This window comes from Microbacterium sp. TNHR37B (genome assembly GCF_001620065.1).
In the GTDB taxonomy this organism is placed as follows: domain Bacteria; phylum Actinomycetota; class Actinomycetes; order Actinomycetales; family Microbacteriaceae; genus Microbacterium.
Window position 1 is genome coordinate 1,343,209 of record NZ_LQGV01000001.1, and the last position, 25,907, is coordinate 1,369,115.

Annotated in this window: 29 protein-coding genes and 1 tRNA gene; 8 read left to right on the forward strand and 22 right to left on the reverse strand. The window is 68.7% G+C overall.

Features of this window, described 5'->3' with window-relative positions:
- Nucleotides 1-31 precede the first annotated feature (31 nt).
- The 7 genes from AVP41_RS06420 to AVP41_RS06450 form a co-directional block, all read right to left on the reverse strand.
- The gene (locus AVP41_RS06420) at nt 32-571 is read right to left on the reverse strand and encodes a CGNR zinc finger domain-containing protein (protein WP_067162223.1); all 540 of its coding nucleotides are present in this window, start codon (nt 569-571) and stop codon (nt 32-34) included.
- A gap of 254 nt (nt 572-825) precedes the next feature.
- Nucleotides 826-2,013, reverse strand: a complete 1,188-nt coding sequence (chrA, locus tag AVP41_RS06425) for a chromate efflux transporter (protein WP_197464259.1) — start codon at nt 2,011-2,013, stop codon at nt 826-828.
- An 81-nt stretch (nt 2,014-2,094) separates the two neighbouring features.
- A complete protein-coding gene (locus AVP41_RS06430) occupies nt 2,095-2,946 on the reverse strand; it encodes a DUF2510 domain-containing protein (RefSeq protein ID WP_067162227.1) in 852 nt (283 codons plus the stop codon).
- Nucleotides 2,943-3,524 (reverse strand): isochorismatase family protein, encoded by a 582-nt coding sequence (locus AVP41_RS06435; RefSeq protein WP_067162230.1) that lies wholly within the window; start codon nt 3,522-3,524, stop codon nt 2,943-2,945. The genes AVP41_RS06430 and AVP41_RS06435 overlap by 4 nt, the downstream gene beginning before the upstream one ends.
- 27 nt (nt 3,525-3,551) lie before the next feature.
- Entirely contained in the window at nt 3,552-5,849 is a 2,298-nt protein-coding gene (locus tag AVP41_RS06440) for an MMPL family transporter (protein WP_067162232.1), read from the reverse strand.
- A gap of 77 nt (nt 5,850-5,926) precedes the next feature.
- Entirely contained in the window at nt 5,927-6,343 is a 417-nt protein-coding gene (locus AVP41_RS06445) for a hypothetical protein (RefSeq protein ID WP_231902679.1), read from the reverse strand.
- Nucleotides 6,338-6,410, reverse strand: a tRNA-Thr gene (locus AVP41_RS06450). The genes AVP41_RS06445 and AVP41_RS06450 overlap by 6 nt, the downstream gene beginning before the upstream one ends.
- 215 nt (nt 6,411-6,625) lie before the next feature.
- On the opposite strand from AVP41_RS06450, the gene AVP41_RS06455 reads away from it, so the two are divergent.
- Genes AVP41_RS06455 through AVP41_RS06465 form a run of 3 tightly spaced genes read left to right on the forward strand, consistent with a single transcriptional unit; the run spans nt 6,626 to nt 9,273 of the window.
- Complete coding sequence (locus tag AVP41_RS06455; RefSeq protein ID WP_067162236.1) at nt 6,626-7,528, forward strand: MetQ/NlpA family ABC transporter substrate-binding protein; 903 nt, start codon at nt 6,626-6,628, stop codon at nt 7,526-7,528.
- Between the two features lie 55 nt (nt 7,529-7,583).
- Nucleotides 7,584-8,621 (forward strand): methionine ABC transporter ATP-binding protein, encoded by a 1,038-nt coding sequence (locus AVP41_RS06460; RefSeq protein WP_067162238.1) that lies wholly within the window; start codon nt 7,584-7,586, stop codon nt 8,619-8,621.
- A complete protein-coding gene (locus AVP41_RS06465) occupies nt 8,614-9,273 on the forward strand; it encodes an ABC transporter permease subunit (protein WP_082829044.1) in 660 nt (219 codons plus the stop codon). Before AVP41_RS06460 ends, AVP41_RS06465 begins: the two co-directional genes overlap by 8 nt.
- Nucleotides 9,274-9,300: 27 nt before the next feature.
- Here the strand turns inward: AVP41_RS06465 and AVP41_RS06470 are convergent, their stop codons facing one another.
- From AVP41_RS06470 to AVP41_RS16330, 7 genes are all read right to left on the reverse strand, one after another.
- On the reverse strand, nt 9,301-10,872 hold the full coding sequence (locus tag AVP41_RS06470; RefSeq protein ID WP_067162240.1) for an alpha/beta hydrolase: 1,572 nt from the start codon (nt 10,870-10,872) through the stop codon (nt 9,301-9,303).
- Nucleotides 10,869-12,065 carry a DNA polymerase III subunit delta' gene (locus AVP41_RS06475; protein ID WP_067162243.1) on the reverse strand — a complete coding sequence of 399 codons (1,197 nt, stop codon included), beginning with the start codon at nt 12,063-12,065 and terminating at the stop codon, nt 10,869-10,871. The genes AVP41_RS06470 and AVP41_RS06475 overlap by 4 nt, the downstream gene beginning before the upstream one ends.
- A gap of 45 nt (nt 12,066-12,110) precedes the next feature.
- Entirely contained in the window at nt 12,111-12,734 is a 624-nt protein-coding gene (tmk, locus tag AVP41_RS06480) for a dTMP kinase (RefSeq protein WP_067162245.1), read from the reverse strand.
- Complete coding sequence (topA, locus tag AVP41_RS06485; RefSeq protein WP_067162866.1) at nt 12,731-15,358, reverse strand: type I DNA topoisomerase; 2,628 nt, start codon at nt 15,356-15,358, stop codon at nt 12,731-12,733. Before topA ends, tmk begins: the two co-directional genes overlap by 4 nt.
- A gap of 173 nt (nt 15,359-15,531) precedes the next feature.
- Nucleotides 15,532-15,849, reverse strand: a complete 318-nt coding sequence (locus AVP41_RS06490) for an Rv3654c family TadE-like protein (protein WP_067162247.1) — start codon at nt 15,847-15,849, stop codon at nt 15,532-15,534.
- Nucleotides 15,849-16,187, reverse strand: coding sequence for a TadE family protein (locus AVP41_RS06495; protein ID WP_231902680.1), 339 nt, complete (start codon nt 16,185-16,187; stop codon nt 15,849-15,851). Before AVP41_RS06495 ends, AVP41_RS06490 begins: the two co-directional genes overlap by 1 nt.
- Nucleotides 16,184-16,348 carry a DUF4244 domain-containing protein gene (locus AVP41_RS16330; RefSeq protein WP_442922781.1) on the reverse strand — a complete coding sequence of 55 codons (165 nt, stop codon included), beginning with the start codon at nt 16,346-16,348 and terminating at the stop codon, nt 16,184-16,186. The genes AVP41_RS06495 and AVP41_RS16330 overlap by 4 nt, the downstream gene beginning before the upstream one ends.
- Before the next feature lie 63 nt (nt 16,349-16,411).
- On the opposite strand from AVP41_RS16330, the gene AVP41_RS06500 reads away from it, so the two are divergent.
- Both AVP41_RS06500 and AVP41_RS06505 read left to right on the forward strand, forming a co-directional pair.
- Nucleotides 16,412-18,058 (forward strand): recombinase family protein, encoded by a 1,647-nt coding sequence (locus AVP41_RS06500; RefSeq protein WP_067162250.1) that lies wholly within the window; start codon nt 16,412-16,414, stop codon nt 18,056-18,058.
- Nucleotides 18,059-18,171: 113 nt separating this feature from the next.
- Nucleotides 18,172-18,942, forward strand: a complete 771-nt coding sequence (locus AVP41_RS06505) for a hypothetical protein (RefSeq protein ID WP_157532394.1) — start codon at nt 18,172-18,174, stop codon at nt 18,940-18,942.
- On the opposite strand, the gene AVP41_RS06510 is transcribed toward AVP41_RS06505, so the two are convergent.
- Both AVP41_RS06510 and AVP41_RS06515 read right to left on the reverse strand, forming a co-directional pair.
- Nucleotides 18,931-20,142, reverse strand: a complete 1,212-nt coding sequence (locus tag AVP41_RS06510) for a hypothetical protein (RefSeq protein WP_067162255.1) — start codon at nt 20,140-20,142, stop codon at nt 18,931-18,933. The genes AVP41_RS06505 and AVP41_RS06510 overlap by 12 nt on opposite strands.
- Before the next feature lie 2 nt (nt 20,143-20,144).
- Nucleotides 20,145-20,981, reverse strand: a complete 837-nt coding sequence (locus AVP41_RS06515; RefSeq protein ID WP_082829047.1) for a serine/threonine-protein kinase — start codon at nt 20,979-20,981, stop codon at nt 20,145-20,147.
- 281 nt (nt 20,982-21,262) lie between these two features.
- Here AVP41_RS06515 and AVP41_RS06520 point away from each other — a divergent pair, with 281 nt between their 5' ends.
- The 3 genes from AVP41_RS06520 to AVP41_RS06530 all read left to right on the forward strand — a co-directional run bounded on the left by AVP41_RS06520 (nt 21,263) and on the right by AVP41_RS06530 (nt 22,673).
- Nucleotides 21,263-21,625 carry a helix-turn-helix domain-containing protein gene (locus AVP41_RS06520; protein WP_067162259.1) on the forward strand — a complete coding sequence of 121 codons (363 nt, stop codon included), beginning with the start codon at nt 21,263-21,265 and terminating at the stop codon, nt 21,623-21,625.
- A 26-nt stretch (nt 21,626-21,651) separates the two neighbouring features.
- Nucleotides 21,652-21,996 carry a Cd(II)/Pb(II)-sensing metalloregulatory transcriptional regulator CmtR gene (gene cmtR, locus AVP41_RS06525; RefSeq protein WP_067162261.1) on the forward strand — a complete coding sequence of 115 codons (345 nt, stop codon included), beginning with the start codon at nt 21,652-21,654 and terminating at the stop codon, nt 21,994-21,996.
- A gap of 62 nt (nt 21,997-22,058) precedes the next feature.
- Nucleotides 22,059-22,673 (forward strand): cation transporter, encoded by a 615-nt coding sequence (locus AVP41_RS06530; RefSeq protein ID WP_231902681.1) that lies wholly within the window; start codon nt 22,059-22,061, stop codon nt 22,671-22,673.
- A 126-nt stretch (nt 22,674-22,799) separates the two neighbouring features.
- On the opposite strand, the gene AVP41_RS06535 is transcribed toward AVP41_RS06530, so the two are convergent.
- The 6 genes from AVP41_RS06535 to AVP41_RS06560 form a co-directional block, all read right to left on the reverse strand.
- Nucleotides 22,800-23,381 (reverse strand): recombinase family protein, encoded by a 582-nt coding sequence (locus AVP41_RS06535; RefSeq protein WP_067162263.1) that lies wholly within the window; start codon nt 23,379-23,381, stop codon nt 22,800-22,802.
- A gap of 452 nt (nt 23,382-23,833) precedes the next feature.
- Nucleotides 23,834-24,094 carry a hypothetical protein gene (locus tag AVP41_RS06540; RefSeq protein WP_067162265.1) on the reverse strand — a complete coding sequence of 87 codons (261 nt, stop codon included), beginning with the start codon at nt 24,092-24,094 and terminating at the stop codon, nt 23,834-23,836.
- Nucleotides 24,091-24,345: a WhiB family transcriptional regulator gene (locus AVP41_RS06545; protein ID WP_067162267.1), complete on the reverse strand. Its 255-nt coding sequence runs from the start codon at nt 24,343-24,345 to the stop codon at nt 24,091-24,093. The genes AVP41_RS06540 and AVP41_RS06545 overlap by 4 nt, the downstream gene beginning before the upstream one ends.
- Complete coding sequence (locus AVP41_RS06550; RefSeq protein ID WP_067162269.1) at nt 24,342-24,725, reverse strand: hypothetical protein; 384 nt, start codon at nt 24,723-24,725, stop codon at nt 24,342-24,344. Before AVP41_RS06550 ends, AVP41_RS06545 begins: the two co-directional genes overlap by 4 nt.
- A gap of 2 nt (nt 24,726-24,727) precedes the next feature.
- Nucleotides 24,728-25,240, reverse strand: coding sequence for a hypothetical protein (locus AVP41_RS06555; RefSeq protein ID WP_067162270.1), 513 nt, complete (start codon nt 25,238-25,240; stop codon nt 24,728-24,730).
- Nucleotides 25,237-25,704 carry a hypothetical protein gene (locus AVP41_RS06560; protein ID WP_157532395.1) on the reverse strand — a complete coding sequence of 156 codons (468 nt, stop codon included), beginning with the start codon at nt 25,702-25,704 and terminating at the stop codon, nt 25,237-25,239. The genes AVP41_RS06555 and AVP41_RS06560 overlap by 4 nt, the downstream gene beginning before the upstream one ends.
- Nucleotides 25,705-25,907: the final 203 nt, after the last annotated feature.

Consider the following 25,907-nt stretch of genomic DNA (forward strand, 5'->3'; position numbering starts at 1 on the left):
ACCCCGACCGCCGGAGCCGTCGTCGCGCGCGTCAGCCCGACGCGTGGCGCGCGCGATGGCGGCGGACGCCGTCACGGTTTGCGCATCGCACCGAGCAGTAGCGCTGGCGGCCGTTGCGCGTGATGTCCACGACGACGTTCCGGCAGAGGTCGCCCGGCGCCTCCCCCGCCGCACACCGGTGGAGGCGACGCATCCCCCGCGTCGTGACGTGCAGCGCCGTGCCGACCGCGATGACGGCGCGCAGCACGTGCGGCAGTCGCTGATCGTCGTCGCGGTAGTGCAGGTGCCATGCGCCGTCGTGGTCGGTGAGGCGGGGATACGCCGTCGCGCGCGCCATCTGCCGGTTCAGGAGCCGCGCCCGTTCCTCATCGGTAGCGGCGTCGACGACGGCAAGCCAGTCGTCGATCACGGCGCGCGTCCGCGCATGGTCGTGCTCCGACGCGGGCGCATAGACGGCCGTCATCCCGTGCTCGTAGGTCCGAGCTACGACGCCTTCCCGGTCTGCCGGCCAGTCGTTCGCGAGGGATGCCGCGAGCAGCACAGCATACTCGCCGTAAGGGTTGAGTTGCACAAGGCCATTACATCATGCTGTCAGACATGAACGCCGCCGACCTCGACGCCCCTCTCCTCCTCACCACCACCGCCGCGCACGAACACGGGTGGATCACCGAATCGGCGCACGCCACCTCCGAGGGAAGGATCGTCTACGTCCGGTGCGCCACCTGCGACGCTCGACGTGTCGACGCGGTGCAACCCGGCCTCCCGCCGGTCGCCGCCGCTCGAGTGGTGCGGCGGGCCGATACGACGACGGGCGGCGACACGGCATCAGCCGGTGATGACCCCGACGACGGCTCCTCCCACCGCCCCGACGACCACCAGCACCACGGGTGGCAGCCTGCCCGCAACGAGCGCCACGAAGGCCACGAGCGCACAGGCGAAGGTCACCGGGCCGGTGACCGCCTCGGTGAAGACGGGATCGTAGAGGGCCGCGGCCAAGATGCCGACCACGGCGGCACTCGCTCCCCGCATGATCGCGCCGGCCGCCGCGGTCGCCCGCACACGAGCCCAGAACGGGAGAACTCCAAGCAGCAGGAGGAATCCGGGGAGGAAGATCGAGAGAGTCGCGATCGTGGCCCCGGCGATCCCCCCGGGCCCCGTCGTGGCCAGCGCGCCCAGATAGCTCGCGAAGGTGAAGAGCGGCCCCGGAACCGCTTGCGCAGCGGCATAGCCGGTGAGGAACTGGTCCGGCGTCACCCAGCCGGGCTGGACGACCGCCGCATCGAGCAGCGGGAGGACGACATGGCCACCGCCGAAGACGAGGGCCCCCGAGCGGTAGAACCCGTCGATGAACGCGAGGATCGGATCACGCGTCGCCGCCGCTGCCGCCGGAAGCCCGAGGAGCAAGGCCGCGAACACGAGAAGACTCGCTACACCCACGCCGAGAGGAACCCGCACGGGCAGCGGCGATGAGGGCTCACGATGCGCGTCGCGGCAGAACATCAGCCCGGCGAAACCTCCCAGCACCAGCGCCGCGATCTGACTGAGCGGACCGCCGACGACGAGGACGATCGCAGCCGCCCCCGCGGCGATGAGGCCTCGCGGGAGATCGGGCGTGAGGGTACGCGACATCCCCCAGACCGCTTGGGCGACGACGGCGACCGCGACGATCATGAGCCCTCGGACGGCCCCCGCCCCCGCTCCGCCGGCAAGAACGGTCGCCCCCGCGGCGACCGCGGTCAGGAGCACCGCGGAGGGCAGCGTGAAGCCGAGGAAGGCGAGGAGAGCCCCCGGCGCTCCCGCCCGCAGGAGCCCCAGGGCGAAGCCCACCTGACTCGACGCCGGACCCGGGAGGAACTGGCACAGGGCGACGAGTTCGCCGTACTCCTTTTCGTTCAGCCACCGTCGACGTTCGACGAATTCGGCACGAAAGTAGCCGAGGTGCGCAATCGGCCCGCCGAACGACGTCACTCCCAGGCGGAGGAAGACGAGGAAGACAGACAGAGCGCGCGGCACCCTCCCATCATCCTCATCCAGGTGAACGGCGGGTGTCAGCGCTCAGCCGACCACCCTCAGGGAGGTGCCGCGCGCGCCGCGTCAGGAGGTGACGCTGAGTGGAAGGGAAGAGGCGAGCTGCTGCATGAACCACACGAACCAGAACACGCCGATCAGGATCGACAGGACGATCGAGCCGATCCACACCCACAGCGCAGCCATACCCGAACCGGTCTCCCGCTTGAGCACCACCGTGCGGCCGATGATGTAGACGCCAATCGACAGCGCCAAGGCGATGAACGCGAAGGCCCAGTGGAACGGACGTGCCACGCCGCGCTTCTTGAGCTCCCGCCAGTCGAGGTAGGCGAACACGATCGACGCAGCCAGGAACACGTAGCTCAGGAGCGACAGGCCGAGAACCCCGCCCGTCCACTGCAGCATCGCGGCCACGGCCTCGCTGCCGGCCGCACTGTTGGGCGAGACGCTCTCCATCGAGACGAGCGCGTCGACGTAGCCGTTCCAGTCGATGAAGAACAGCGAGAACACCGGCAGGGTCGACGCGACGATGCACAGGTAGATCCAGAGGGTGTTCGTGTTCGCGCCCGGGGCCGACGGTCCCGTCGCCACGGCCGGGGCGGCCGCGTAGCCCTGCGAGGGATAGCCGCCCTGGGGATAGCCGCCCTCCTGGGAGGGGTAGCCGCCGGACGACGGATACGCGGGCGTCGTAGCGGCGTACGGGGGTGCCGCCGGGGCTGCCGGTGCCGCGCTTCCCGGCTCTGCGACCGGCGCGTACTCACCGAAGCGGGGCCGCTCGGGGGCGGCGGGGGTGGCCGGCGCGGAGGACGCCGCCGCAGCGGGGGAAGCCGTCGTGTGCTCGGTCCACCGGGAGCCGTCCCACCAGCGGGTGCGGCTCGCGTCGGCGGGGTCGGGGTACCATCCGGCGGGGGTGCTCATGACGTGCTCTCCTGGAGTTCGGCGCCCGAGTGGGCGAGTTCGGCAAGGGCGGCATCGCTGGAGTCGGGGGCGACTCCGGCGACGAGGTCGGTCAGCACTCTCACGTGCCGGCCGTGGGCGATCGCATCCAGCGCCGAGGCGCGGACGCAGTAGTCGGTGGCGATCCCGGTGACATCCACATCGGTCACGCCGTGCGCGGTCAGCAGGTCGGCGACGGTCTCCCCGTCGTCGGTGACGCCTTCGAAGAGCGAGTAGGCGGGGACGCCCTGCCCCTTCTTCACGTGATGCGTGACGGCCGAGGTGTCGAGCCCGGGATCGTACTCCGCGCCCTCGGTCCCGGCGACGCAGTGCACGGGCCAGGAATCGACGAAGTCGGGCTGGCCGTCGGCGAAATGGCCGCCGTTGTCGTTGTCGCCGTCGTGCCAGTCGCGCGAGGCGATGACGAGGGCGTAGTCGTCGCGGTGCGCTACCAGGAAGCGCGAGACCCCTACGGCGACCGCGTCACCTCCATCGACGCCGAGCGCTCCGCCCTCGGTGAAGTCGTTCTGAACGTCGACGATGAACAGGGCCCTGGTCATACATCGAGCGTATCCCCTCGGGGCGGCTCACGACTCCGGGGTCTGCTCCCGTTGGCGGCGCAGCGAGCGCCGCGTCGCCGTGGGGGCGACCGCGACGTCGGACTCCGGAGCGTCGAGAGCGCCCGGCTCGGCCTTCCCTGCGGGACGAGCATCGACGCGGGACAGGCGCGAGGGCCACCAGATCGCCCGGCCGATGTCGTACGAGATGGCCGGCACCAGGAGCGACCGCACCACGAACGTGTCGAGCAGCACACCGAAGGCCACGATGAACGCGATCTGGGCGAGGAAGAGGATCGGGATCACGCCGAGGGCCGCGAACGTGGCGGCGAGGACCAATCCAGCCGAGGTGATGACGCCACCGGTCGCCACGAGGCCCCGGAGGATTCCGGGTCTCGTGCCGTGGCCGAGCGACTCCTCCCGGACTCTCGACATCAGGAAGATGTTGTAGTCCACCCCGAGCGCGACGAGGAACACGAAGCCGTAGAGCGGCACGGCGGGATCAGCGCCGGGGAACTGGAACAGGTGATCGAAGACGAGGGCGCTGACTCCGAGGGCGGCGCCGAACGACACGATGACGCTCAGGATGAGCAGCACGGGCGCGAGGACCGCACGCAGCAACAGCATCAGGATGAGCATGATCACCACGAGGATGACGGGGATGATCACCGTGCGATCGCGGATGGAGGTGTCATTGGTGTCGAGGTCGACGGCCGTGGTGCCCCCGACGAAGGCGACGTCCGCGCCCCACGCCTCCGCGAAGTCGGCACGGATCTCCCGGATCGTCTCCTCCGCCTGCAGCGAGTCGGCCTCGTCGGCCAGCGTCGCGATGAGGAGGACGTCGCCCTCGGAGACGGTCGGTGCGGGAGCCGCCGCTCCGGGAGGCCCGGCCGCGGCGTAGACGGGCTCGCCGTCCTCGACCGTCACGCCGACCTGGCCGGCGGCGGAGTCGGCCGACGCCGCAGCGATCGAGTCGATCCCCTCGGCCCTGGTCAGCACGTCGACGGCCTCGGCGACCCGCGCCTCGGGAACGATCACGTAGGCAGGACTCCCCGATCCGGCCGGGAAGTGCTCGGCGAGGGCGTCCTGCCCGTCGCGGGCTTCGCTGGCGCCGAGCACCAGGTCGCTGGAAGGGACGCCATCCGCCTTCAGCTGAAGGACGCCGACCGACGCAGCCAGGAGCACGACGGTGCAGATGATCCACGTCGCTCGCGCGTGGCGGGCCACGAAGCGTGCCTGGCGCGCCCACACGCCGCGCACCGGCTGGGTGAGGTCATCGGGCAGGTCGATCGCCCCGCTCTTCGGGATGAACGGCCAGAACGCCACGCGGCCGAAGAGGGCCAGGAGCGCCGGGAGGAACGTGAGGGCCGACAACACCGAGAAGGCGATCCCGATCGACGCGATGGGGCCGAGGGCGCGATTGCTGGCGAGGTCGCTCAGGAGGAGGCAGAGAAGTCCCGCGATGACCGTGCCGCCCGATGCCAGAATCGGCTCGAACGCCCCCTTCCACGCGGCCTTCGTCGCAGGCCACCGGGGCAGGCCGGCACCGATCGCCTCACGGAACCGGGCCACGTAGAGGAGCGCATAGTCCGTGGCCGCACCGATCACGAGGATGAAGAGGATCCCCTGCACCTGCCCGTTCAACACCACGATGCCCGCCTTCGCGAGCCACCACACCGTCAGCAACGCGACGCAGAGAGCGAAGGTCGACGTCAGCAGCACGAGCACGGGAAGAAGCGGTGAGCGGTAGACGACGATCAGGATCACGAACACGGCGGCCAGCGCCACGATCAGGAGCAGTCCGTCGATGCCGAGGAACCCCTTGACGAGATCGGCGGTGAATCCTGCCGGGCCGGTCACCCATGCATCCACCCCCGCGGCGACCTCCTCCTGCACGAGCGAACGGATATCTTCGACGATCTCGCGCACCTCGCCGTCGGCGTCGATGGGCACGAACAACTGCACCGCTTCGCCGTCTTCCGAGGCGATCGGCGGCGAGACCTCCCCCACTCCCGGGAGCTTCGCGATCTGATCGGCGATGCCGGTGAGGTCGGCCAGCTGCGCGTCATCGAGCTTCCGATCGGAGGCGAACACCACGACGGCGGGAATCGTGTCGTCACCCAGGAACTCACCGAGACGCTCCTGCACCTGCGTGGCCTCAGCACTGGCGGGGAGGAAGCTCGACTGGTCGTTGGTGGCGACCTCGTCGACCTTGCCGAAGTAGGGCCCGCCGACCGAACCGCCGACCAGCCAGATCAGCACGAGCACCACCGGGATCCCGATCCGCACCCAGCGAGTCGGGAGGCGGTCGGCGCGCGAAGAAGTCATATCGCTAGCTTATCTAGCAAAATATCCGCGCGCGACCCCGTTCTGAGCCAGACGCGGCGCGCTCGTGCGATCGGAGGTCAACGGAGGAAGATCAGCACCCACGACAGAACGAGGGTGGCGACCCCCAGTGCCACCGCCGCACCGGCCGCCCACAGGACGGGGACCAGACCCGGCGGACGGCGAGTGAGGCGCATCCGGTCTCGCCAGCCGTGGCGATACCAGAGCGGAACCCGGTCGCGGCCGTCGAGCGCCGACGCCTCGGAGGGGGTCAGCTGCGCACTGTTGGCGTCGCCGTCTCCGTCGTACCAGCGAACGGTCGCGCCCGACTCCTCGTGGTCGACCCAGCCGTCGGCCGGGAGCCACGTGCCGTCGGCGGCCCACAGGATGACGGCCACGATCAGCAGGAGCGCGCCGACACCGAATCCCAGCCAGGAGAAGATCTCGACGACGGCATCCAGCGCGTTCACGCGGCCTCCCGAGAAGTGCGGAGCCACCTAAGGGAATCGAACCCTTGACCTATTCATTACGAGTGAATCGCTCTGCCGTCTGAGCTAAGGTGGCGCGTGCTCTGCTCGCGCATGCACGATCAACGATCTTACAGGGTCGACGGTGATGCTGCGAACCTCGCCCGTACGACGCCCGGTGTCGGCGTGTTACGACCGATTCCTCGCGGGCACACGGCGCCCCGTACGGTCGTCGAGGCACCGCGATGACGCGAGCGCGGTTCCTCGCGTTCGACGGCGCCGCGTGGCCCCCGACCCACGAGGAGCACCACGATGTCCGCCAAGATCCTGAAGACCGCCGCCCTGACCCTTCCGCTCACACTCCTGCTGAGCGCCTGCGCCACCGGCGCCCCCGCGCCCGGCGGTTCGGGGAACGCCGACGCTGCACCCGAGACAGTCAAGATCGGCGTCGTGGGGGCCGGCGACCCGTACTGGAAGACGTACGTCGACGCGGCCGCCGACGCAGGGATCACCGTGGATCTCGTGGACTTCAGCGAGTACACGCAGCCGAACCCGGCTCTGTCAGCCGGTGAACTGGACCTCAACCAGTTCCAGCACATCATCTACCTCGCCACCTACAACGTGCAGGCCGGCGACGACCTCGTCCCGATCGGCTCGACCGCGATCTACCCGCTCGGGCTCTACTCGCAGAAGTACGACTCCGTCGCCGACATCCCCGCCGGCGAGACGGTCGCCGTGCCCAACGACGAGTCGAACCAGGCGCGCGGGCTCCTCGTGCTGCAGTCCGCCGGGCTCGTGAAGCTGAAGGACGGCGGCTCGACGCTCTCCACCGTCGCCGACGTGCTGGACGGATCGAAGGTCAAGGTCGAGGCCATGGACGCCGCGTTCACCGCCACCTCGCTGCCCGACGTGGCGGCCGCGATCATCAACAACGACTTCGTCAAGGACGCGGGGCTCAGCTTCGACGACGCGATCGCCACCGATGACCCGTCAGACCCCTCCGCCTTCCCGTACATCAACATCTTCGCGGCGCGTGCGGAGGACGCCGACAACCCCACCTACGCGAAGCTCGTCGAGATCTACCAGAACACTCAGGCCGTCCTCGACGGGGCCGACGAGGCCTCCGGCGGCACCGCGGAGTTCGTCAAGACGCCCGCCGCCGACCTCGTGACCTCTCTGCACGACGTCGAAGCCGACATCCGCGACAACCAGTGACACAACCGTGTGCGGCCCGCTCCTCGGGGCGGGCCGCACACGTCGGGAGTTCCCCATGAGCGTGATCCGCCTCTCCGGCGTCACCAAGACGTTCCCGCCGCCGCGCGCGGGAGCGTCGCCGACGACCGCCGTCGACGACGTCAGTCTGGAGGTCGAGGCCGGATCCATCACCGGCATCATCGGCTATTCCGGCGCCGGCAAGTCCACCGTCCTCCGGCTCGTGAACGCACTGGAGACGCCGACCTCCGGCACCGTGGAGATCGACGGGCGCGACATCACCGGGTTGCGGGAGCGGGAGCTGCGCGCTCTCCGCACCGACATCGGCATGATCTTCCAACAGTTCAACCTGTTCACGTCGAGAACGGTCGCGGGCAACGTCGCGTACCCGCTCGAGGTCGCCGGACGACGAAAGCGCGAGATCGCCGAGCGCGTGGATGAACTGCTGCGTTTCGTCGGCCTCGCCGACAAAGCGCGCAGCTACCCCGAACAGCTTTCCGGAGGCCAGAAGCAACGCGTCGGCATCGCCCGCGCCCTCGCCACGAACCCCCGCATCCTCCTCGCCGACGAGGCGACGAGCGCCCTCGACCCACAGACCACCCACGAGGTGCTCGACCTCCTCCGACGGGTGAACAGCGAACTCGGGGTGACGATCCTCGTCATCACTCACGAGATGGAGGTGATCCGAGCGATCGCCGATCGAGTGGTCGTCATGGAGGCGGGGCGCGTGATCGAAGACGGACCGGTCTTCGACGTCCTGTCCTCTCCCCGGGAGCCGGCGACTCGGCGATTCGTCGCGAGCATCATCGAGGAGACCCCCACCGGCGCCGCTCTCGCTGCGCTCCGCGCTCGCCATCCCGGTCGTATCGTCACCGTCTCACTCCGCGACGGCGACGTGTCGCAGGCCGACGTCTTCGCCGCGCTGCAGCGCAATGACGTGCGCTTCGAGCTGATCCACGGCGGCATCAACGACATCGGTGGCCGGGTGTTCGGCCACCTCACCCTCTCGCTCACCGGCGACGCCGAAGCGGTCGAACGGGGAGTCGCCGCGGCCCACGCCATCGCCCCGCTCATCGAGGAGGACGTCCGTGGATAGGCTCATCGATCTTCTCCCGCAGCTGTGGCCGGCGACCTTCGAGACGCTGTACGTCGCCACCTTCGCCCTCGTGTTCGGCGGCCTGCTGGGGCTTCTCCTCGGGATCCTGCTCTACGCCACCCGGCCGGGGAGTCTCTTCCCGAACGCTCCCGTGTTCACGGTGCTGAACGTGATCGTCAACGTGTTCCGTCCGATCCCCTTCGTCATCCTGTTGATGGCCGTGCAGCCGCTCGCCCGCGGCATCGGCATCCCCGGAATCGGTCCGAACTTCGCGATCTTCGCCATCACGATCGCGTCGCTGTTCGCCATCAGCCGCATCGTCGAGCAGAACCTCATCACGGTGCAGCCGGGGATCATCGAGGCCGCCCGCGCCGCCGGCGCCTCGCGCGCACGCATCCTGTTCCGACTCGTTCCCCGCGAAGCTCTCGGCCCGCTGATCCTCGGCTACACGTTCGTGGTCGTCGCACTCGTCGACATGACGACCATCGCCGGGGCCGTCGCTGCGGGCGGTCTGGGCGAGTTCGCGATCGTCTACGGCTTCAAGCAGTTCAACCCGTGGGTGACCTGGGCCGCCGTGCTGGTGATCGTCGTCATCGTGCAGGTGGTGCAGTTCCTCGGAAACGGGCTGGCGCGCCGCGTCCTGCGCCGCTGACGGCGGCAGGCGGTGCGAGCGGCGGGGTCACTCGCACCGCAGGCCGTCGGCGGGAACCGTCCCGGTCACGAAGTAGTCGACCACCGCGTCGTCGACGCAGTCGTTCCCCTTGTTGAAGCCGGTGTGTCCCTCGCCGACCCGCGTGACGAGCACCCCCGAGGACAGCTGCTCGGCGAGGGAGACGGACCACTCGTACGGCGTCGCGGGGTCGTTCGTCGTCCCGATCACGACGATGGGCTCAGCACCCTCGGCGGTGATGCGCTCGCGCACTCCGGTGGGAGGAGCGGGCCACTGCTCGCAGACGTCGACGCCCTGCCAGTACGGGGCGATCGTCGGGGCCTTCTCCTTCACCAGCGCGTCGGCGGCGTCCTGGTCTGCCTGCGAGGTGTCGACGGGGTAGTCCATGCAGTTGTAGGCACGGAAGGCCTCGGCAGAGTTGTCGGAGTAGGTGCCGTCCGCGTTCCGTCCGTAATAGAAGTCGGCCAGGAGGAATGCCGTCTGGGGGTCACCGGACAGCGCCTGGTCGAGCGCCATCGTGAGGTAGGTCCAGCTCTCCTGCGAGTAGAGGGCAGCGATGATCGCGGTCATGAGGCTGTCGGCGCCGAGGCGTCGACCGTCGCTGTTCTGCAACGGCGTGCGATCCACGCTGGCCAGGAGCGTGCCGAGATCGGCCATCGCTTCGTCGACCGTTCCGCGGAACGGGCAGTCTCGTCCTTCCAGGCAGTCGGCCATGTATGCCCGGAGCGCCGACTCGAACCCGACGGCCTGGGTCGTCCCCACGTCGAGCCCCGAGATCGAGGGGTCGATCGCCCCGTCGAGGACCAGACGCCCGACGCGCTCGGGGAAGAGCTTCGCGTAGGTCGCACCGAGGAAGGTGCCGTAGGAGTAACCGAGGTAGTTCAGCTTCGCGTCGCCCAGCACGCCGCGCAGCAGGTCGAGATCGCGGGCGGCGTTGTCGGTCGTGATGAACGGGAGGATGCCGTCGCTCCCCTTCACGCACGCGTCGACGAACTCCTTGTTCCGCGCGGTCAGCTCGTCCTCCCACCCGTCGCTTCCTCGCGGGTCGGCGGGGATGTCGAAGAGGTACGCGTCCATGTCGCGGGCGTCGAAGCACGTGACCGCCGTCGAGCGCCCGACCCCACGGGGATCGAACCCGATGACGTCGTACTTCTTGGCCAGTTCGTCGCCGACCGCGAACGAGGCGCTGTCGGCAATCAGGTCGTATCCGCTCGATCCGGGTCCGCCCGGGTTGGTGAGGAGGGATCCGAGCGCAGCCCCGTCATCCGCCGCGCGACGGATCACCGCGAGTTCGATCTCGCCTCCTTCGGGATCGCTCCAGTCCAGCGGCGCCGACACCGTGGTGCAGTCGTAGGCGCCGCCGTCGGCACCCTTGCACTCGGACCAGTCCAGACGCTGCCCGTAGTACCTCTCGAATCCGGCCGGCACGCCCTCGAGGTTCGGGGACGAGCTGTTGCCGGGGCGCGGAACGGGCTGCGCGCCCTCGGTCTTGAGATCCCACAGGACGCCGCAGCCGCTCACGGCGAGGGTGGCGACGACGAGTCCGGCAACGACGGTGGAGAGGCGGCGAGTGCGATTCACGGTGTCCTTCCGCTCGCGACGGTCACGAGCATGCTCTCGAGGGCGAGCAGCGGGGCGGCGTTGCCTTCGAGATGGGTTCGGGTCAGGGCGATCTGGTCGAGCACGATGAGAGTGCGCTCGGGGGTCCAGGCGGAGGCGAGGGCGGCGATGTCGTCGGAGAGCTCTCGGTTGATGAGGTCGGCATCACGACCGAACTGGAACATCAGTGTGTCGCGATACATCGACTCCAGGTCGGTGAGCACCCGGTCGATCCCGTCGCGGAGGCTCCGCGTCGCGCGCCGCTTCTGATCGTCCTCCAGCGCGCTCAGCTGCCCCCGTACCGCGGGCGGCACCGCTCCGCCGGGAGCGATGCCGAGCGTCCGCAGGAGCGATTCCCGCTCCGCCTCGTCACGCTCCGCGGTGAGCGACTTGGCGTCGTCGGTCGCCAGCTGAACGATCCTCGCGGCGGCTTCCACGGCATCACCGACGCCGCGCACCGCCAGGACGGAACGCAGGGTCTCTTCGCGACGGGCCCGAGCGGCTTCGTCGGTCGCCAGCCGCTGCGCCATGCCGATGTGCCGTTGGGCAAGCCGGGCGGACTGCTCGGCGATGACGGGGTCGACTCCGGTGCGCTGGACGATGAGGCGAGCGACGTCATCGACGGCGGGTTCCCGGAGGCGCAGCGTGCGCACGCGGGAACGGATCGTCGGGAGGAGATCCGCGTCGCTCGGGGCGCAGAGGATCCACACGGTGCGCTCCGGCGGTTCCTCGAGAGCCTTGAGAAGGACGTTGCTCGTGCGTTCGACCATGCGGTCGGCGTCTTCCATCACGATCACGCGGTAGCGGCCGAGCGACGGCGAGAAGTAGGAGCGCTCGACGAGAGCTCGAGCGTCCTTGATCGAGATGATCACGCCCTCGGTGCGCAGTGCGGCGAGATCGGGGTGAGTGCCGGCGAGCACCTGGCGCATCGCGGCCTCGTCGCCCGGCTCGGCGATCAGCGCGGCAGCGAACGCGTAGGCCAGAGTGGAGCGCCCCGAGCCGGCGGGGCCTGTGATGAGCCAGGCATGGGCGAGCTGGCTCGGGTCCTCCGAGGCGGCGCGCAGCTGAGCAATCGCGTCTTCCTGCCCCCAGACCGCACCCCAGGGGACGCTGTCGTGGGCGACCGGCTCCCGCTGCTCCCCCGTCGGGGGCGGCGCCGGCGTCACGGAAGTCATGAGGTCCAGCCTACGGTGTCGGGCCGACACGCCCATGGACCGGTCTCAGCCCCAGAGAGAGGTGACCCGGTCCCGGATTTCTGCGGCGATCTCGGCGATAGGAGCAGCCGCGTCGAGCACGAGGAACCGGCTCGGCTCGGCCGCGGCCAAACTCAGATAGGCCGACCGCACGCGCGCGTGGAAGTCGGCCTTCTCGGCTTCCAGACGATCGAAGGGCTTGTCGTCGGCGTCCAGTCGACGGCGGGCCGCGACAGGATCGAGATCGAGGAGGACGGTGAGGTCGGGCAGCGCGCCGCCGGTCGCCCAGAGCGACAGCCGTCGGATCTCGTCGGCGTCCAGCACACGCCCCGCCCCTTGGTAGGCCACGGAGGAGTCCAGATAGCGGTCCTGGATGACCACTTCTCCCCGCTCCAGCGAGGGTCGCACGAGCGTGGCGACGTGGTGGGCGCGGTCCGCCGCGTAGAGCAGCGCCTCGGCACGGGGCGCGATGTCACCCCGATGGTGCAGCACGATGTCGCGGATGAGGTTCCCGACCTCCGTGCCGCCCGGCTCGCGGGTGCGCACGACGGTGCGGCCGCTCTCGCGGAGCCACTCCTCGAGCAGGCCGGCCTGCGTGGTCTTTCCCGAGCCGTCGCCGCCCTCGAAAGTGACCCAGAGACCGCCCGTCACTTCTTCGCCGGCGCCTTGCGCGTGCTGGTCCGCCGCGTGGTGCGCTTGGGCGCGGGGCCCTTGGCGCGCTTGTCGGCCAGCATCTGCACGGCGATCTCATACGTGATGTCGTCGGCGGTCTGTCCGCGCGGGATGGTCACGTTCGTCGTGCCATCGGTGACGTAGGCGCCGAAACGTCCGTCCTTGATCCGGATGGGCTTCTCACTCACCGGGTCAGGCTCGAACTCCTTGAGCGAGGTCGCCGCACGGTTGGCGTACTTGGGCTGGGCGTAGATCTCCAGCGCCTGCTCGAGGGTGATGTCGAAGATCATCTCCTCGCTCCCGATGCTCCGGGAGTCACGACCCTTCTTGATGTACGGGCCGTAGGGCCCGTTCTGCGCCGTGATCGGCTCGCCCGACTCCGGATCCTCACCGACGACTCGGGGAAGGCTGAAGAGCTTCAGGGCGGTCTCGAGATCGATCGTCTCCGGCGACATGCTCTTGAACAGCGACGCGCGACGAGGCTTGGGGGCCTCCTCCTTCTTGGCGCCGCGCTTCTTCGGAGCGTCTGCGGGCGGCGCGTCCGTTTCGGGCAGCACCTCTTCGAGGTAGGGGCCGAAGCGGCCGTCCTTCACGACGATGTCGCGGCCGTTCTCGGGATTCTGCCCGAGCAGGCGGTCGCCGCCGACGGGCGCCTCGATGAGCTCGCGAGCCTTCTCGGGGGTGAGCTCGTCGGGGGCGAGGTCGTCGGGCACATTGATGCGACGCGGGTTCTCGGGGTCGTCGCCGACCACTTCGAGGTAAGGCCCGTAGCGCCCGAACCGGAGCGTGGCGACGTCGCCGATGGGCGTTGAGTTGATCTCGCGCGCGTCGATGTCGCCGAGGTTGTCGACGACGTTCCGGAGGCCCACGTGGTCGTCTGCGCCGAAGTAGAACTTGCGCAGCCATTCGGCCCGGTCCTGCTCTCCGCGCGCGATCGCGTCCAGATCGTCCTCGAGGGCCGCCGTGAAGTCGTAGTCGACCAGTTCGGAGAAGTGCTGCTCGAGGAGACGGACGATGCTGAAGGCGAGCCAGCTCGGAACGAGGGCCTGGCCTCTCTTGCTGACGTAGCCGCGGTTGAGGATGACATCGATGATGCTCGCGAAGGTCGAAGGACGGCCGATGCCCTTCTCTTCGAGCGCCTTGACGAGCGATGCTTCGGTGTACCGCGGCTTCGGGCTCGTGGTGTGCCCCTTCGCCTCGATCTCGGTGAGGGCGACCTCGTCTCCGACAGCGAGAGCCGGAAGCGCCTGATCGTCGGACTTGTCGGCGTCGCTGCGCTTCTCGTCGCGCCCCTCTTCGTACGCCTCCAGGAACCCCTTGAACGTGTAGACCGTGCCCGAGGCGGTGAACGCCGCCGTCTTGCCGCCCGCGTTGACCTCCAGCGTGACGGTCGTCGTCTCGTACTTGGCGTCGGACATCTGGCTCGCGACAGTGCGCTTCCAGATCAGCTCGTAGAGGCGCAGCTCGTCGCGATCGAGAGCAGAGGCCACCGACGCGGGCGTACGGAAGTCCTCGCCCGAGGGACGAACCGCCTCGTGGGCTTCCTGCGCGTTCTTGCTGTTGTTGCGGTAGCTGCGCGGGTTGGCCGGAACCGCCTTGTCACCGTAGAGGGCCACCGCCTGTGCGCGCGCCGCGGAGACCGCCTGCGTCGAGAGGGCGGTGGAGTCGGTGCGCATGTAGGTGATGTACCCCTTCTCGTAGAGGCGCTGCGCCACGCCCATGGCGTGCTTGGCGCTCATCGAGAGCTTGCGCCCCGCCTCCTGTTGAAGGGTCGAGGTCGTGAAGGGAGGCTTGGGGCTGCGGGTGCCGGGCTTGGCTTCGACGGAGGTGACGGCAGCCTTCCCCGCCGCCTCGATCGCCGACGCGAGCTCACGAACCTGCGGCTCGGTGAGGACGACGACGGCCTTCTTCAGCTCGCCGTGGTCGTCGAAGTCCGTTCCGCGGGCCAACGGCGCCCCGTCGAGGCGGGCCAGTCGCGTGGCGAAGGACTCGGCTGCGGGCTGCCCGGTCTTGGCGGCGATCGCCTCGACATCCCAGTACGACGCGGAGACGAAGGCCATGCGCTCGCGCTCGCGGTCGACGACGAGGCGCGTGGCGGCGGACTGGACGCGGCCGGCCGAGGTGCCCTGACCCACCTTGCGGCGGGTGACGTCGGAGACGTCCCAGCCGTACAGACGGTCGAGGATACGGCGGGTCTCCTGGGCGTCGACGAGGGCCAGGTCGAGTTCACGGGTGTTGTCCACGGCGGCGCGGATCGCGTCCTTCGTGATCTCGTGAAAGACCATGCGCTTGACCGGGACCTTCGGCTTGAGCGCTTCGAGAAGGTGCCAGGCGATCGCTTCGCCTTCCCGGTCTTCATCGGTGGCGAGGAGGAGTTCGTCGGCGGTCTTCAGAGCGCGCTTGAGCTCGGCGACGGTCTTCTTGCCCCGATCGCTCTCCACATAGAGAGGAGTGAAGTCGTTCTCGATGTCGATGGAGTACTTGCCCACCGACGTCTTCTTCAACTCGGCAGGGATGTCCTTCTTGTCAGCCAAGTCGCGGATGTGTCCGACGGAGCTGAGCACCTCATAGCCGTCGCCCAGGTACCCCTGGATCGACTTCATCTTGGTCGGCGACTCGACGATGACGAGCTTCTTGCCCGTCGACGCCTTCGTTGCTCGCGCGCCGCGTGTGCCCTTCGTGCTCTCCGCCACTGGCTTCCTTTCTCCGTTGCACACCATACACACCGGCGAGACATGAACTGGCTGGGAGGGCGTGCGCCCCTTGGCTTGTCCGCTCAGAGCGGAGGACCCGCTCGCGCCCGGGCGGCGACCGGGAACGACCCCACCCGCGTCGTCACGGTCACCGTGACGACCATGCCCTCCACGGCGCATGCGGCGAGGACGGACCCCGCGACCGCGGCGATGTCACGCGCGCGCTCGCACGGCACGCCCGGGATGGCGCCGCTGACAGCATCCGCGGCTGCCAGCGCCGCCGCATCGGCGACGCCGGCCAGACGAGTCGCCGCGACCGACACCCCGCCCGCCACAGCGCACCCCACGACGAGCGTCGCGCTCACGGCCAGCACCCCGACCGACAACACCGCACCGGCCATCAGGGACGACTCGCCACAGCGCAGGAGGACGCGCGCGCCGCGGGAAGCGGCAGCACCGCGGACAGGGGCGCGGCACCGTCGACGCATACGAGGTCGCCCTGGGGCCGGATCACGACGGTGCCGCCCTCGACGAGACGGACGAGCGTCGCTCGGACGCGTTCGTCGCTCTCACCTCGCGCGGCCAGCCGAGCACCCTGCGCGACTGCGTGCTCCAGCCGGACGAGCTTCCCCGCGGTCAACAGCACCGAGACCGAGAGGAGGACGACGAGGATCACCGCGGGGACGGTGACAGCGAACTCCGCCGCCACCGCACCCCGCTGGTCGCGCCGCAGGCTCACTCGACCGTCAAGGCGCGCCGGACGAGATCGGTGAGAATGCCCCTCACCTCGTCGCTGCGCATGATGATCACCAGCAAGCCGGCGAAGGCGACGGCGGCCATCGTGGCGCGTAAGTGCTTATCTGCGGTCTGAGGCGAAGTACGTCCGGGAACCCTTGTCAGGTCGCCTCCAGAGACGTATCACCCTTGGGGCACCCAGTGAGCGGTGCCGGATTAGGAGAGATCATGAGCGACGGAACCGCGCTGCGAGCCGCCATCTACGTGCGCCAGAGCGTGCGCGAAGACCAGGGCATCAAGCAACAGATTGCCGAGTGCAAGCGCCGCGTCAGTGGCGAGGAATGGGACCTCGTGGACGTTTACAACGACAACAACACGTCGGCCAGCAAGGCGCGCGGCGAGGGCACCCAGTGGGCACGCATGCTCGCCGACATCGACGCGGGAAAGGTCGATGTTGTGGTGTCCGTCACCGCTGCGCGTCTCTTGCGCCGGATGGGGGACATCTACGAACTTCAGAAGCCCAAGCGCGACGTTCGTGTCCTGACCCTGCGAGACGGCATCGACACCGCGACCATGGGCGGCAGGATGATGCTGTACATGCTTGTGCTGTTCGCCGAGTCGGAGATCGAGGAGAAAGAGGCGCGTGCGCTGCCGTACCGCGCTGAGCGGCGCAAGGCTGGCCATCCCGCACCGGGACTCGTGCCGTTCGGCTACTCATGGGTTCCCAAGCTCCAGCGCGACGCAAGGGGCACGCGCTATGCCGTCGTGCCGGGCGAGGCTGCCGTTCTGCGGTTCATGTCTCGTGAGTTCCTCGCAACGGCGGGCCTCGGCTCGGGGGCGCTCGGGACCATCGCGGCGACGCTGAACGCGGGCGAGGCGACCGACGAGCATGGCGAGCCGCTCGGGGAGTCCAGCAAGACCACACGACCCAGGCTGGACCGTGACGGCAACGTCATCCGAGAGGGCAAGCCGTGGACGACTACGACGATTCGCCGCATGCTGCTGTCGCCGTTCCCTGCCGCGCTGCTGCCGTCCAAGATGCCCGAGGGCGAGCATTACAACGCCGCCCGCGTGGACATGTCCAAGTGCCAGCCGGGCGCGTGGCCGGAGATCCTCACTGAGGATGCTGTGTTGGCCGCGCGGGCCATCCTGCTGAATCCGTCGCGGCGGAAGCACGACGGCGACACGCGGGCCAAGCATTTGCTCTCGGGCGTCGGCAGGTGTGCCGTGTGTGGCGGGCCGATCCGCTCGGCCCAGGTCAAGACGACGGCTCCGGACCCTCTGCGGGCCTATCGCTGCACCAAGGGCTGTTTCGTGCGTGCCGCTGCGGTCATCGAGGCCTACGTGACTGAGGCCGTCGTGTCCCTGCTGAGCGCCCCCGATCTGCTCCAGTGGGTGCCCGATGATGGGGCGGACATCAACACGCTGCGCGCTCGCCGCGTGGCCCTCCAGAGCGACCGCGACGACGCCGAGGCGCTCTACCGCGAGGGGACGATCTCAGCGGCCACGCTGCGCGCCAAGACGGGCAAGCTCGATCCCGAGATTCACGCCGTGGATGCCTCGCTCGCCGCCGCGCTCCAGGCCGACCCGCTCGCCGAGATCGTGACCTCCGACGACGTGCGCGGCATGTGGGACAGCATCACGACGGCGAGGCGTCGGGCCATCCTCGGCGCGCTCGTGCATCGCGTCGAGGTCGGGCGCGTTGGTAAGGGCGTTCGCGTCCTGACCGTCGAGGCGGCAGAAGGCACGGTCTCGATGGGTTGGAAGCGCACCGAGCACCGCGTGAGCCTCACCCGCGCGCGCTCGCTCAGCGCCGGTCGTCCCATCGTGCCTCTGGACGCACGCGAGGGCATCGCCGCCGCGCTCAGCGCTTGATCTACGCAGGTGGCCGCGTATCGCCGCGATGGGAGAAGTCCCGAGTATCGTGGCAGTGCTGGCAGGCGCTCACCTGGCCGTCGGCGCACGCCCTCGGAGAATCGGAGTCTCGGATGAGTAATGCTGCCCTCGCGGCCCCATCCGCACAGTTCCGCTACGAGTCCGAGATGATTCCGGCGCTCCGCGCCGCGCTGCCCGAACTGGCATTTGGTCACCGCTTCCGCTCCGATGTTGAAGTCTTCACCGAAGTGCCTGCCGTGCACGGCAGGCCTGACGTGGTGGGCGTGCGGTTCGATACCAACGCGTTGCGCGTTCGCGTGCTCGCTGGCGTCGTCCCCCTGTCTGGCGATGCCGAGGTCCGCGCTATCCACGCGCTCGGGAGCGCGGGGGCTGAGATCGGTGAGATCGCCGCGCGCATCGGGATGTCGAGGGACTATGTTCGCCGCGCGGTCGTGCCCTTGCTGAGCGATTCGGGATGGGTTGTGCGTGACGCGGAGCGGATCGTGCGCCGCCCGGAAGCGCAGTGGGCCGGGCGACGCATCGTCACCGTTGAAGCGAAGCTGAACGATTGGCGGCGCGCCCTGGCTCAGGCACGTCGCCAGAAGCACTCTGCGGACGCTGCTTACATCGCGCTCGATGTGCGTTCGTCCGCGCGACTCCAACCGCACGCCCGGCAGATCGCCGAGGGCGGCATCGGCGTGCTCACTGTGCATCCCGATTCGGGACGGGTCGAGATTCTGGCGCGGCCCGCAGTCTCGTCCAGGCACGCCACCGCAGTGGGTCGTGCACTGCTGGCCGAGCGCGCACTGGACATGATGAACCGAGGAACGCGCGAGGGGCAGATCAGTCCCGTCTTCGGGTGGACCCTTCCGCTAGCGGAGTAGCTTCATCCAAGGCTGTAGATGTAGCGGCTTGCTGATCCCGTTGAGCTGGTCAACGGGCGACAATCCGTCGATGAACTTTTGACCCCGCCGTGCCCGCCTGTGTGCGAGGAAGTTGGGGCGGGTTCCGTTGAGGCTTGCGGTCAACTCACCCACCGCGAGCAGGTAGTGCAGGCTCGCACGCTCGGGAGTGTGACCATGCAGGTCGATTTCTGCTGAGTAAGGCGTGGAGTACTCACGATGCTTAGGCATGCCACGGAGGCGCGAGTGCTCGTTGAAGTCCATCGTGTGTAGGACGGTGGAATCGAAGATCCTTGGGATCTTCGGGGGCCGCTTCGCGCCCTTCTGGGAACCCATCGGGCGGGTCGCCGCGAAGGCTTGCTCGCCCCACGCCTGTCCCGTCGAGAATCCTGACGCGCCGAGGGCAGTGGCTACCCAGCCGGTAAGCCCACTGTTCGCAAGGTAGATGCGTTTACCTTCCACCGCCGTAGCGGTCGCAAGCTCCCGGTAGCCGCGCAACAGTGAGTCATCCACCAACTGGCCGTAGCGGGGTTTCACTTCCGGCCACCAGAACCGTAGATACCACGCCCTCTCGCTGCTCTCCACGATCTCGTCAATGAGGGCATTGCGGAGGGATGTGTCGCTCAGCCACTTGGAGTCCATTGTGAGGTTTACCCACATCGGATCACTCCCGGCGAGCCGACGGCTCTCAGTTACCCAGTCCATGGCCGACGCGAGCGACTTCGTTCCGTTGGCCTCGCTCAGCCAGCCTGTGGCGCTCAACAGGACGGATGCACCGTTGTCCCGCTGCACGTCGAGCACGGACTTGGCCCACACGCCCGAGACCTTCGCCGGTATAGGAGTGAGATACGGCCATTTGCTCTCAGTCGTGTTCAGCGCCTTCGCCGACGGCCATCCTGAGTTGGGAACGCGCCACAACTCAGGATCAGCGATCCGAACCGGCACATGTTCGACCTCGGACATGAAGGACTGAGCACCCTTCTCGCTCATTCCTGGAAGACGAATCTGCGCACCAACTCCCAGAGCCTTCCCGTGCTCAGCCGCCATGTGGTCGAAGACTTCGGGGAGACGGTGAGCGTTCTGATGGCTTCGGTTCACGATCAAGAGGGGCACTTTGGCGCTCAGCGAACGCTTCAGCGTCGGTCCGTCCCACTGGTCGTCGGGAATCGCCTGATCAGACATTGTCACTTTCCCTTCAGATCGGTGACGGCGCGCTGCGCGGTCCCGCGTGAGTACAGAGGTTCGGCTGTGAGGAAGCGGCTGACTAGTCGCGCGAGCGACTTCGGCGCGCTGTCCGGGAGGGGCTTGGGAGGGACCGTGAACAGGTCGTACAACTCGTCTTCATCGAGCTGGTCAAGCGCCGCCATATCGACGAACGGGTGCTCCCCCGAGACGACCGAGTGAAGGACCACGCCGCACGCCCAGATGTCGGAAGCCTTGCGCGCTCGCTCCGCCGATAGTTGCTCGGGGGACATCCAAAGAAGGCTCCCCACCCGTGCCGGGTATCGAGTGAACGTCTTGTCCGAGAGCGACCTAGCGAGGCCGAAGTCGATGAGCACGGGCTTAGCCCAATCGCCATCGCGGAGCATGATGTTCGCAGGCTTGATGTCGCGGTGGATCGTTTCTGAGGCGTGAAGTTCAGCGACCGCCTCCAGAAGGCCGCGCGCGAACTTCTTCGCTTGCTTCTTCGTCGGGAGCCGCCCCGCCTTCAGCGCGTCGTGGACGCTTCCACCTTCGATGTACTCACAGACGAGCGCAGTCCGTGACTCGGTTCCCAGAGTGATGGTCCGGACTTCGAAGAGCCGCACGATGCCGGGATGCTCAAATCTCTGCAGTCCCTGAATCTCGCGCTGAACGCGGGCCGCGTGAAAGAACTCGGGTTTGAGTACCTTTACCGCGAAGTCATCATCCGTGCCGTCCATGCCCTGAACGCACCATGTCTCCCCGAACGTGCCGCTGCCTAAGAAGTGAGCGGCCCTTGCTGAGAACGCATGAGCGATAGCGGTTGCATCGACATCCATGCTTCGGAGTCTGCCCTAGAGGCTGCGCTGCGCGCGTGATTGCTCGCCGAGGCGGTGGCGCGCCGTCTAGCACGAGTCGCCGCGCTGGGGACCCGAGCGCGCGTCAAGCGAGGCGCACGGACCCGCACGCCGCACAAAGCCAGCGTGGGCGGTCTGGAGCGCCAGCTGGCCGCATCCGCTCCAGCGACCCGCACACCTCGCACAGCGGCGCGGCGAGCGTGTCAAGCGGCTCGGGATCGGCATCCATGGGCATGAGCCTAGGCCCGGCTACAGTAGGCCGCGTGACGCCCGAGACCTCCGCCGCAATCGCCCGACTGGAGGCGTCAGGACTCATCGCCGAGGCGCTCGCCGCGTTCCGCGTGGATCACGTCTACGCGGTCACGATGGCCAACGAGCACGCCAGGATGACGCGCACCGCCGAAACTGCCGAGGCCCGGCGAGCGAACCGGCCGCGCCTGCGCGTAGCTGCCGAGGGCGAGCGCCCGTCAAAGCTCAGCACTGCCGATGTCCAACGCGCCCACGAGCTACGCCGCGAGGGCCAGAGCGTGCCCGACATCGCCGCCGCGTTCGGCGTCTCCGCCGCTGCCGTGTACAAACGCCTGCGGGGCCTCCGAGCGGCGGAAGCGGCACTAGAGTCGCGATAGTTCAGCGCTCGCTGTATGGTCAGTGTGTGCTGACCATTGCAACGCATCTCGACGTGATGAGCCGCCTCGGCAAGGCCATGGCCGACCCCACCCGCGCACGCATCTTGCTCGCGCTTCTCGACGGGCCTAGCTACCCCGCCGTCCTCGCGCGGGATCTCGACTTGACCCGCCCGAACGTCTCCAACCACCTGACATGCCTGCGCGGCTGCGGCATCATCGTGGCCTCTCACGAGGGGCGTCAGACTCGATACGAGATCTCGGACGCTCACTTGACCAAGGCGCTCCGCGAGCTTGTCTCCGTGGTGCTCGCCGTGGACGAGGGTGCGCCCTGTCTCGATGCAAGCTGCGACGTTCCGGGGTGCTGCTCGTGAGCGGCACAGAGGCCATCACGGACGAGCGACGCGCGGTGCTTCACCGCCGCATTAGGTTCATCGTGACCTTCACAATCGCCTACAACGTCATTGAGGCCGTAATCGCGATCTGGGCGGGCGCGGTCGCGTCATCCGCCGCTCTGATCGGCTTTGGTCTCGACTCGGTAGTGGAAGTGCTCTCGGCGGCGGCGGTCGGCTGGCAGTTCACTCGCCGCGATCCCGAGCGGTGGGAGCGTCCAACGCTGCGACTGATCGCGCTCGCGTTCTTCGCCCTCGCCGCCTACGTGTCAGTCTCCGCCGTGCTCACTCTCGCCGGGGCGATGGAACCGGAACACTCCACGGTCGGCATCATTCTGGCCGCTGTGTCCGTCGTCATCATGCCCGCCGCATCCCTGTTCGAGAGGGCGACAGGGCGCGAACTCGGCTCGGCAACGGCGGTCGCTGACTCCAAGCAGACGATGCTGTGCGCTTTGCTCTCAGCCGCCGTCCTCGTCGGCCTCGCGTTCAACTCCCTTTTTGGCTGGGCGTGGGCCGACTCCGTGGCCGCGCTCTTCATCGCAGGGTTCGCCATCCGAGAGGGAATAGAGGCATGGCGCGGCGACGCGTGCGCAACCTCGGTCGGGATGCTCATGGAAGACGATCATGACCACGAGCACGAGCACGAGCACGAGCACTGACGGGACGAGGGTTGCCGCTTTGGCCGTCTCCCTAGCGGCCATGCCGGGCGATGGTCGGTGGCTTGCGGCGAAACGACGACGCCCCCGGCCCTTCAGATCGGCCAGGGGCGAGGTCGACGGCCAGCGCTACGCGGCGGGAATCTCCCGGTAGAGACTTGCGCGCGACACGCCCAGCTTGGCGGCGACCTGCACGCGGGACTGTCCAGCGGCGAGGAGGGCGCGGGCCGTCTCGATGTCGTCGGCGCTCATGGACTTGGGGCGTCCCACCTGACGGCCACGGGCGCGGGCGGCGTCGCGGGCTGCCTCGGCGCGCTCCAGGATCAGGGCGCGCTCATACTCGGCGAGGCTGGCGAAGATGCCCGCCAGCATCCGGCCAGTGGGCGTGCCGAGGTCGATGCCCTCGCGAAGAGAGCGAAGCTGGATGCCTTCGGCGATGATCCAGTCCAAGAGCTTGACCATTTCTGAGAGGGAGCGGCCCAGACGGTCGAGCGCGACGACGACGAGAGTGTCGCCGGGGCGCAGAAGCTTGCGCAGGATGTCGAGGCCGTCGCGGTCCCACCTGGCCCCCGAGATGACATCGCCGTAGATGTCGGCCTCGGCGACGCCTGCGGCGGTCAGGGCGTCCACCTGCTGATCGACGGTCTGGCGGCGAGTCGAGACGCGGACATAGCCGAACGTGCGGCCCCTGGATTCGTGATTCTTGGTCATGAGTCCATGATGTCCGCAAGTCGGCGCATTTGTCAATATCGGACGTATGAGTTTCGGACGTACTTGTGCGACAGATTCAGGCGCTCCAGCGGGCGCGAAACGGCCTTGCTCGGCAGGTGTCCGATTTGAAGACATCGGACAGCGCCGAACAGAGCGGCCCCGCCGCCCGATTCGACCAAGAATCACGGGGCGGCGGGGCCGGATCAAGTATCCCTCAGGTCGCAAGGGTGGCCCCGGCTCGTGCGGGTTTGGGCTTTCCACCAGATGTAAGCGGCGAGCCGGGGCCGGTCTAGGGGTGCGGCTCTCGGGCGAGGTTCCAGTGCCTGCGCCCGAGAGCCGCGTGCAGGTGGTGAGAACTCCCGGAAGATGGGCACCGCCTGCGATCCGCGTTCGGCATGAGCGACCGGCGCGGGGTTCTGTGGAGTTGTCGGAATCTTGTTGCTGAAAATCGGTCAGCGAATCTTGTTCGCCTGCCTCGGGAAGTAGCGGCGTACGAGCGCATCCCTGAGCCGGGCCGGGATGGGGATCTCTCCCGCCTCGGTCAGCAGATGCAAGCTGCCGTCCGGCTCCAGCACATAGACAGCCTCGGCGCGCTTGTGGTCGCCGTGGATGCGACGCGAGGTCCAGCCGGGCGGGATGCCGTACCGGCTGCGCCCGATCTGAACGTGCGAGGCGTTGCCGCCGAACGTGACCGGGACGGCCTGAGCGCTCATGCTGCGGCCCCCTGTCCCTGCCGCGTGCCTCGGCGTCGTCCCGCCCAGTAGCCGACGATCAGGTGCCGCGACTCTGCGAGCGCGTAGGCGCGGCACTCGGCGAGCACGGGACACGCTGCGCAGATGCTCTCTAGGTCGGCGTTCGTCGCCTCTGAGCGCCCGTCATCGGTGAATCGGTCATCGCCCGCGCACGCCGGGGCCGTGGCCGTCAGCGCGTCGCTGAGAGCCTCCCAGGCGTGCGCGGCGGTCATGCCGTGGCCTCGGCGATCAGGTCGGCGAGGTCGGCCAGAGTCAGCACGGCGTAGGCCTCGGAGACGGGGCGCGCCTGCCGGTATCCCACGAGCACGGCGCGGCGTCGCCCCGCGAGCGATGCGTCACGTCGGGCGGTGTCCAGGGCAGGCCCCCAGCGGGCCGGGTCGGCGCTCGTGACATCGACGTGCCAACCCTCGGGCAGGCCGTCCACGTCGGGCGCTGGCATCCGCTCCAGGACATCGGGCGCGAGTGCGTCGGCGAGGCGTCGGCGCGGCGTGCGCGGGGTCGGGCGGGCGTCGCCGTGACCGTGGAGGCGGAGCACGAGCGCGACCGACTCGGCGAGCGCGGCGTGCCGTGTGGCGTTGCGCTTGTCTGCCATGGTCAGCGGGTCCGATCTGCGATGCCACGCGCGCGGCGCTCGGCCTGCTCGCGTGCCCGCCGTTCGGTGTGGTGCTCGCGGATCTCGTTGCTGCTGCTCGTCGTCGGCGCGGGGCCGTAGCGGCGTTCCACCTCGGCGCGGGCTGCGGCGCGTTCCTCGGGGTCCGTGATGGCCCAGGCGCGGCGGCGTGCGACCTCGCGTGCCTCCTCCCAGTCCGGCGCGCCGTGGACGTAGGGCGAGGCGTCGGCGGGGAACGGACCCGGCGCGATCCGGACCTCTCCCCACTTCTCGATCTGCGCCTCGGGGTCGCCGAGGTAGCGCGAGATCCAGGGCGAGGCGTCGAGCATCTCGGCGGTGATCGTGACCGTCTGTCCGCGCTGCGAGATCTCGGAGCCGCTGCCGAACAGAGCGGCAGGCTTGGCCCGCCACATCATGCCCGTCGTCAGGAAGTGGAACTGCTCGGCGGGGCGGGCGTAGGGGTTCGCCGTGGGCGTCGTGTCGGTCTCTGCGGTCATGATGCGGCCTCCAGCCGTGGGGTTGGTCGATGGGTGCCCGCCTGCTGGCGGATGTCGTCAGCGATGGCGGGGCGGTCCAGCGCGTCCAGCTCGGCGGCGACGGCCTCGGCGACGGCGGGACTGTGGCGGGCGGCTCGGAGCACCGCGTGCGCGGTCGCCTTGAATGCGTCGGCGTCTTGCACGTCGCCCTCGTGGCGAACGCCCATCGACGCGAGGATGCCGAGCGCGCGGGCCTCGGCATCGCCTGCCCGGATGACGGCGGAGTGATGCCCAGAGCGCCGCGCCTCTAGGGCCGTCTCTCGTGCGCGCTGCGCGATCTCGTGGATGCGGTAGGCGAGCGTGGTCGAGTCCAGCCCGTGTGTAGCCTCTGCCGCATCCTGAAGCTGCGGCGGTAGGTGACCGGCCACGACGTGACGACGGAGGGCGTCAGGTTCCACGAGACCGCCAGAGGCACGCGAAATCACGCGGTAGGCCTCTCCCTGGGCTAGGGCCGTCTCGACGCTCAGGCGAGGCTCAGGGGGCAGAGCGCACACGGTACAGCGACGCCCAGAGGGGCGGGTCTGCATCGCGGTGCTGTCCGTCATACCTAGTGATATCGACCGCGAGCGCTCCGACCTATCGGATGTCGTTTCGATCCAGTCATGGAGCGCCTCGCGCCCACCCTCCG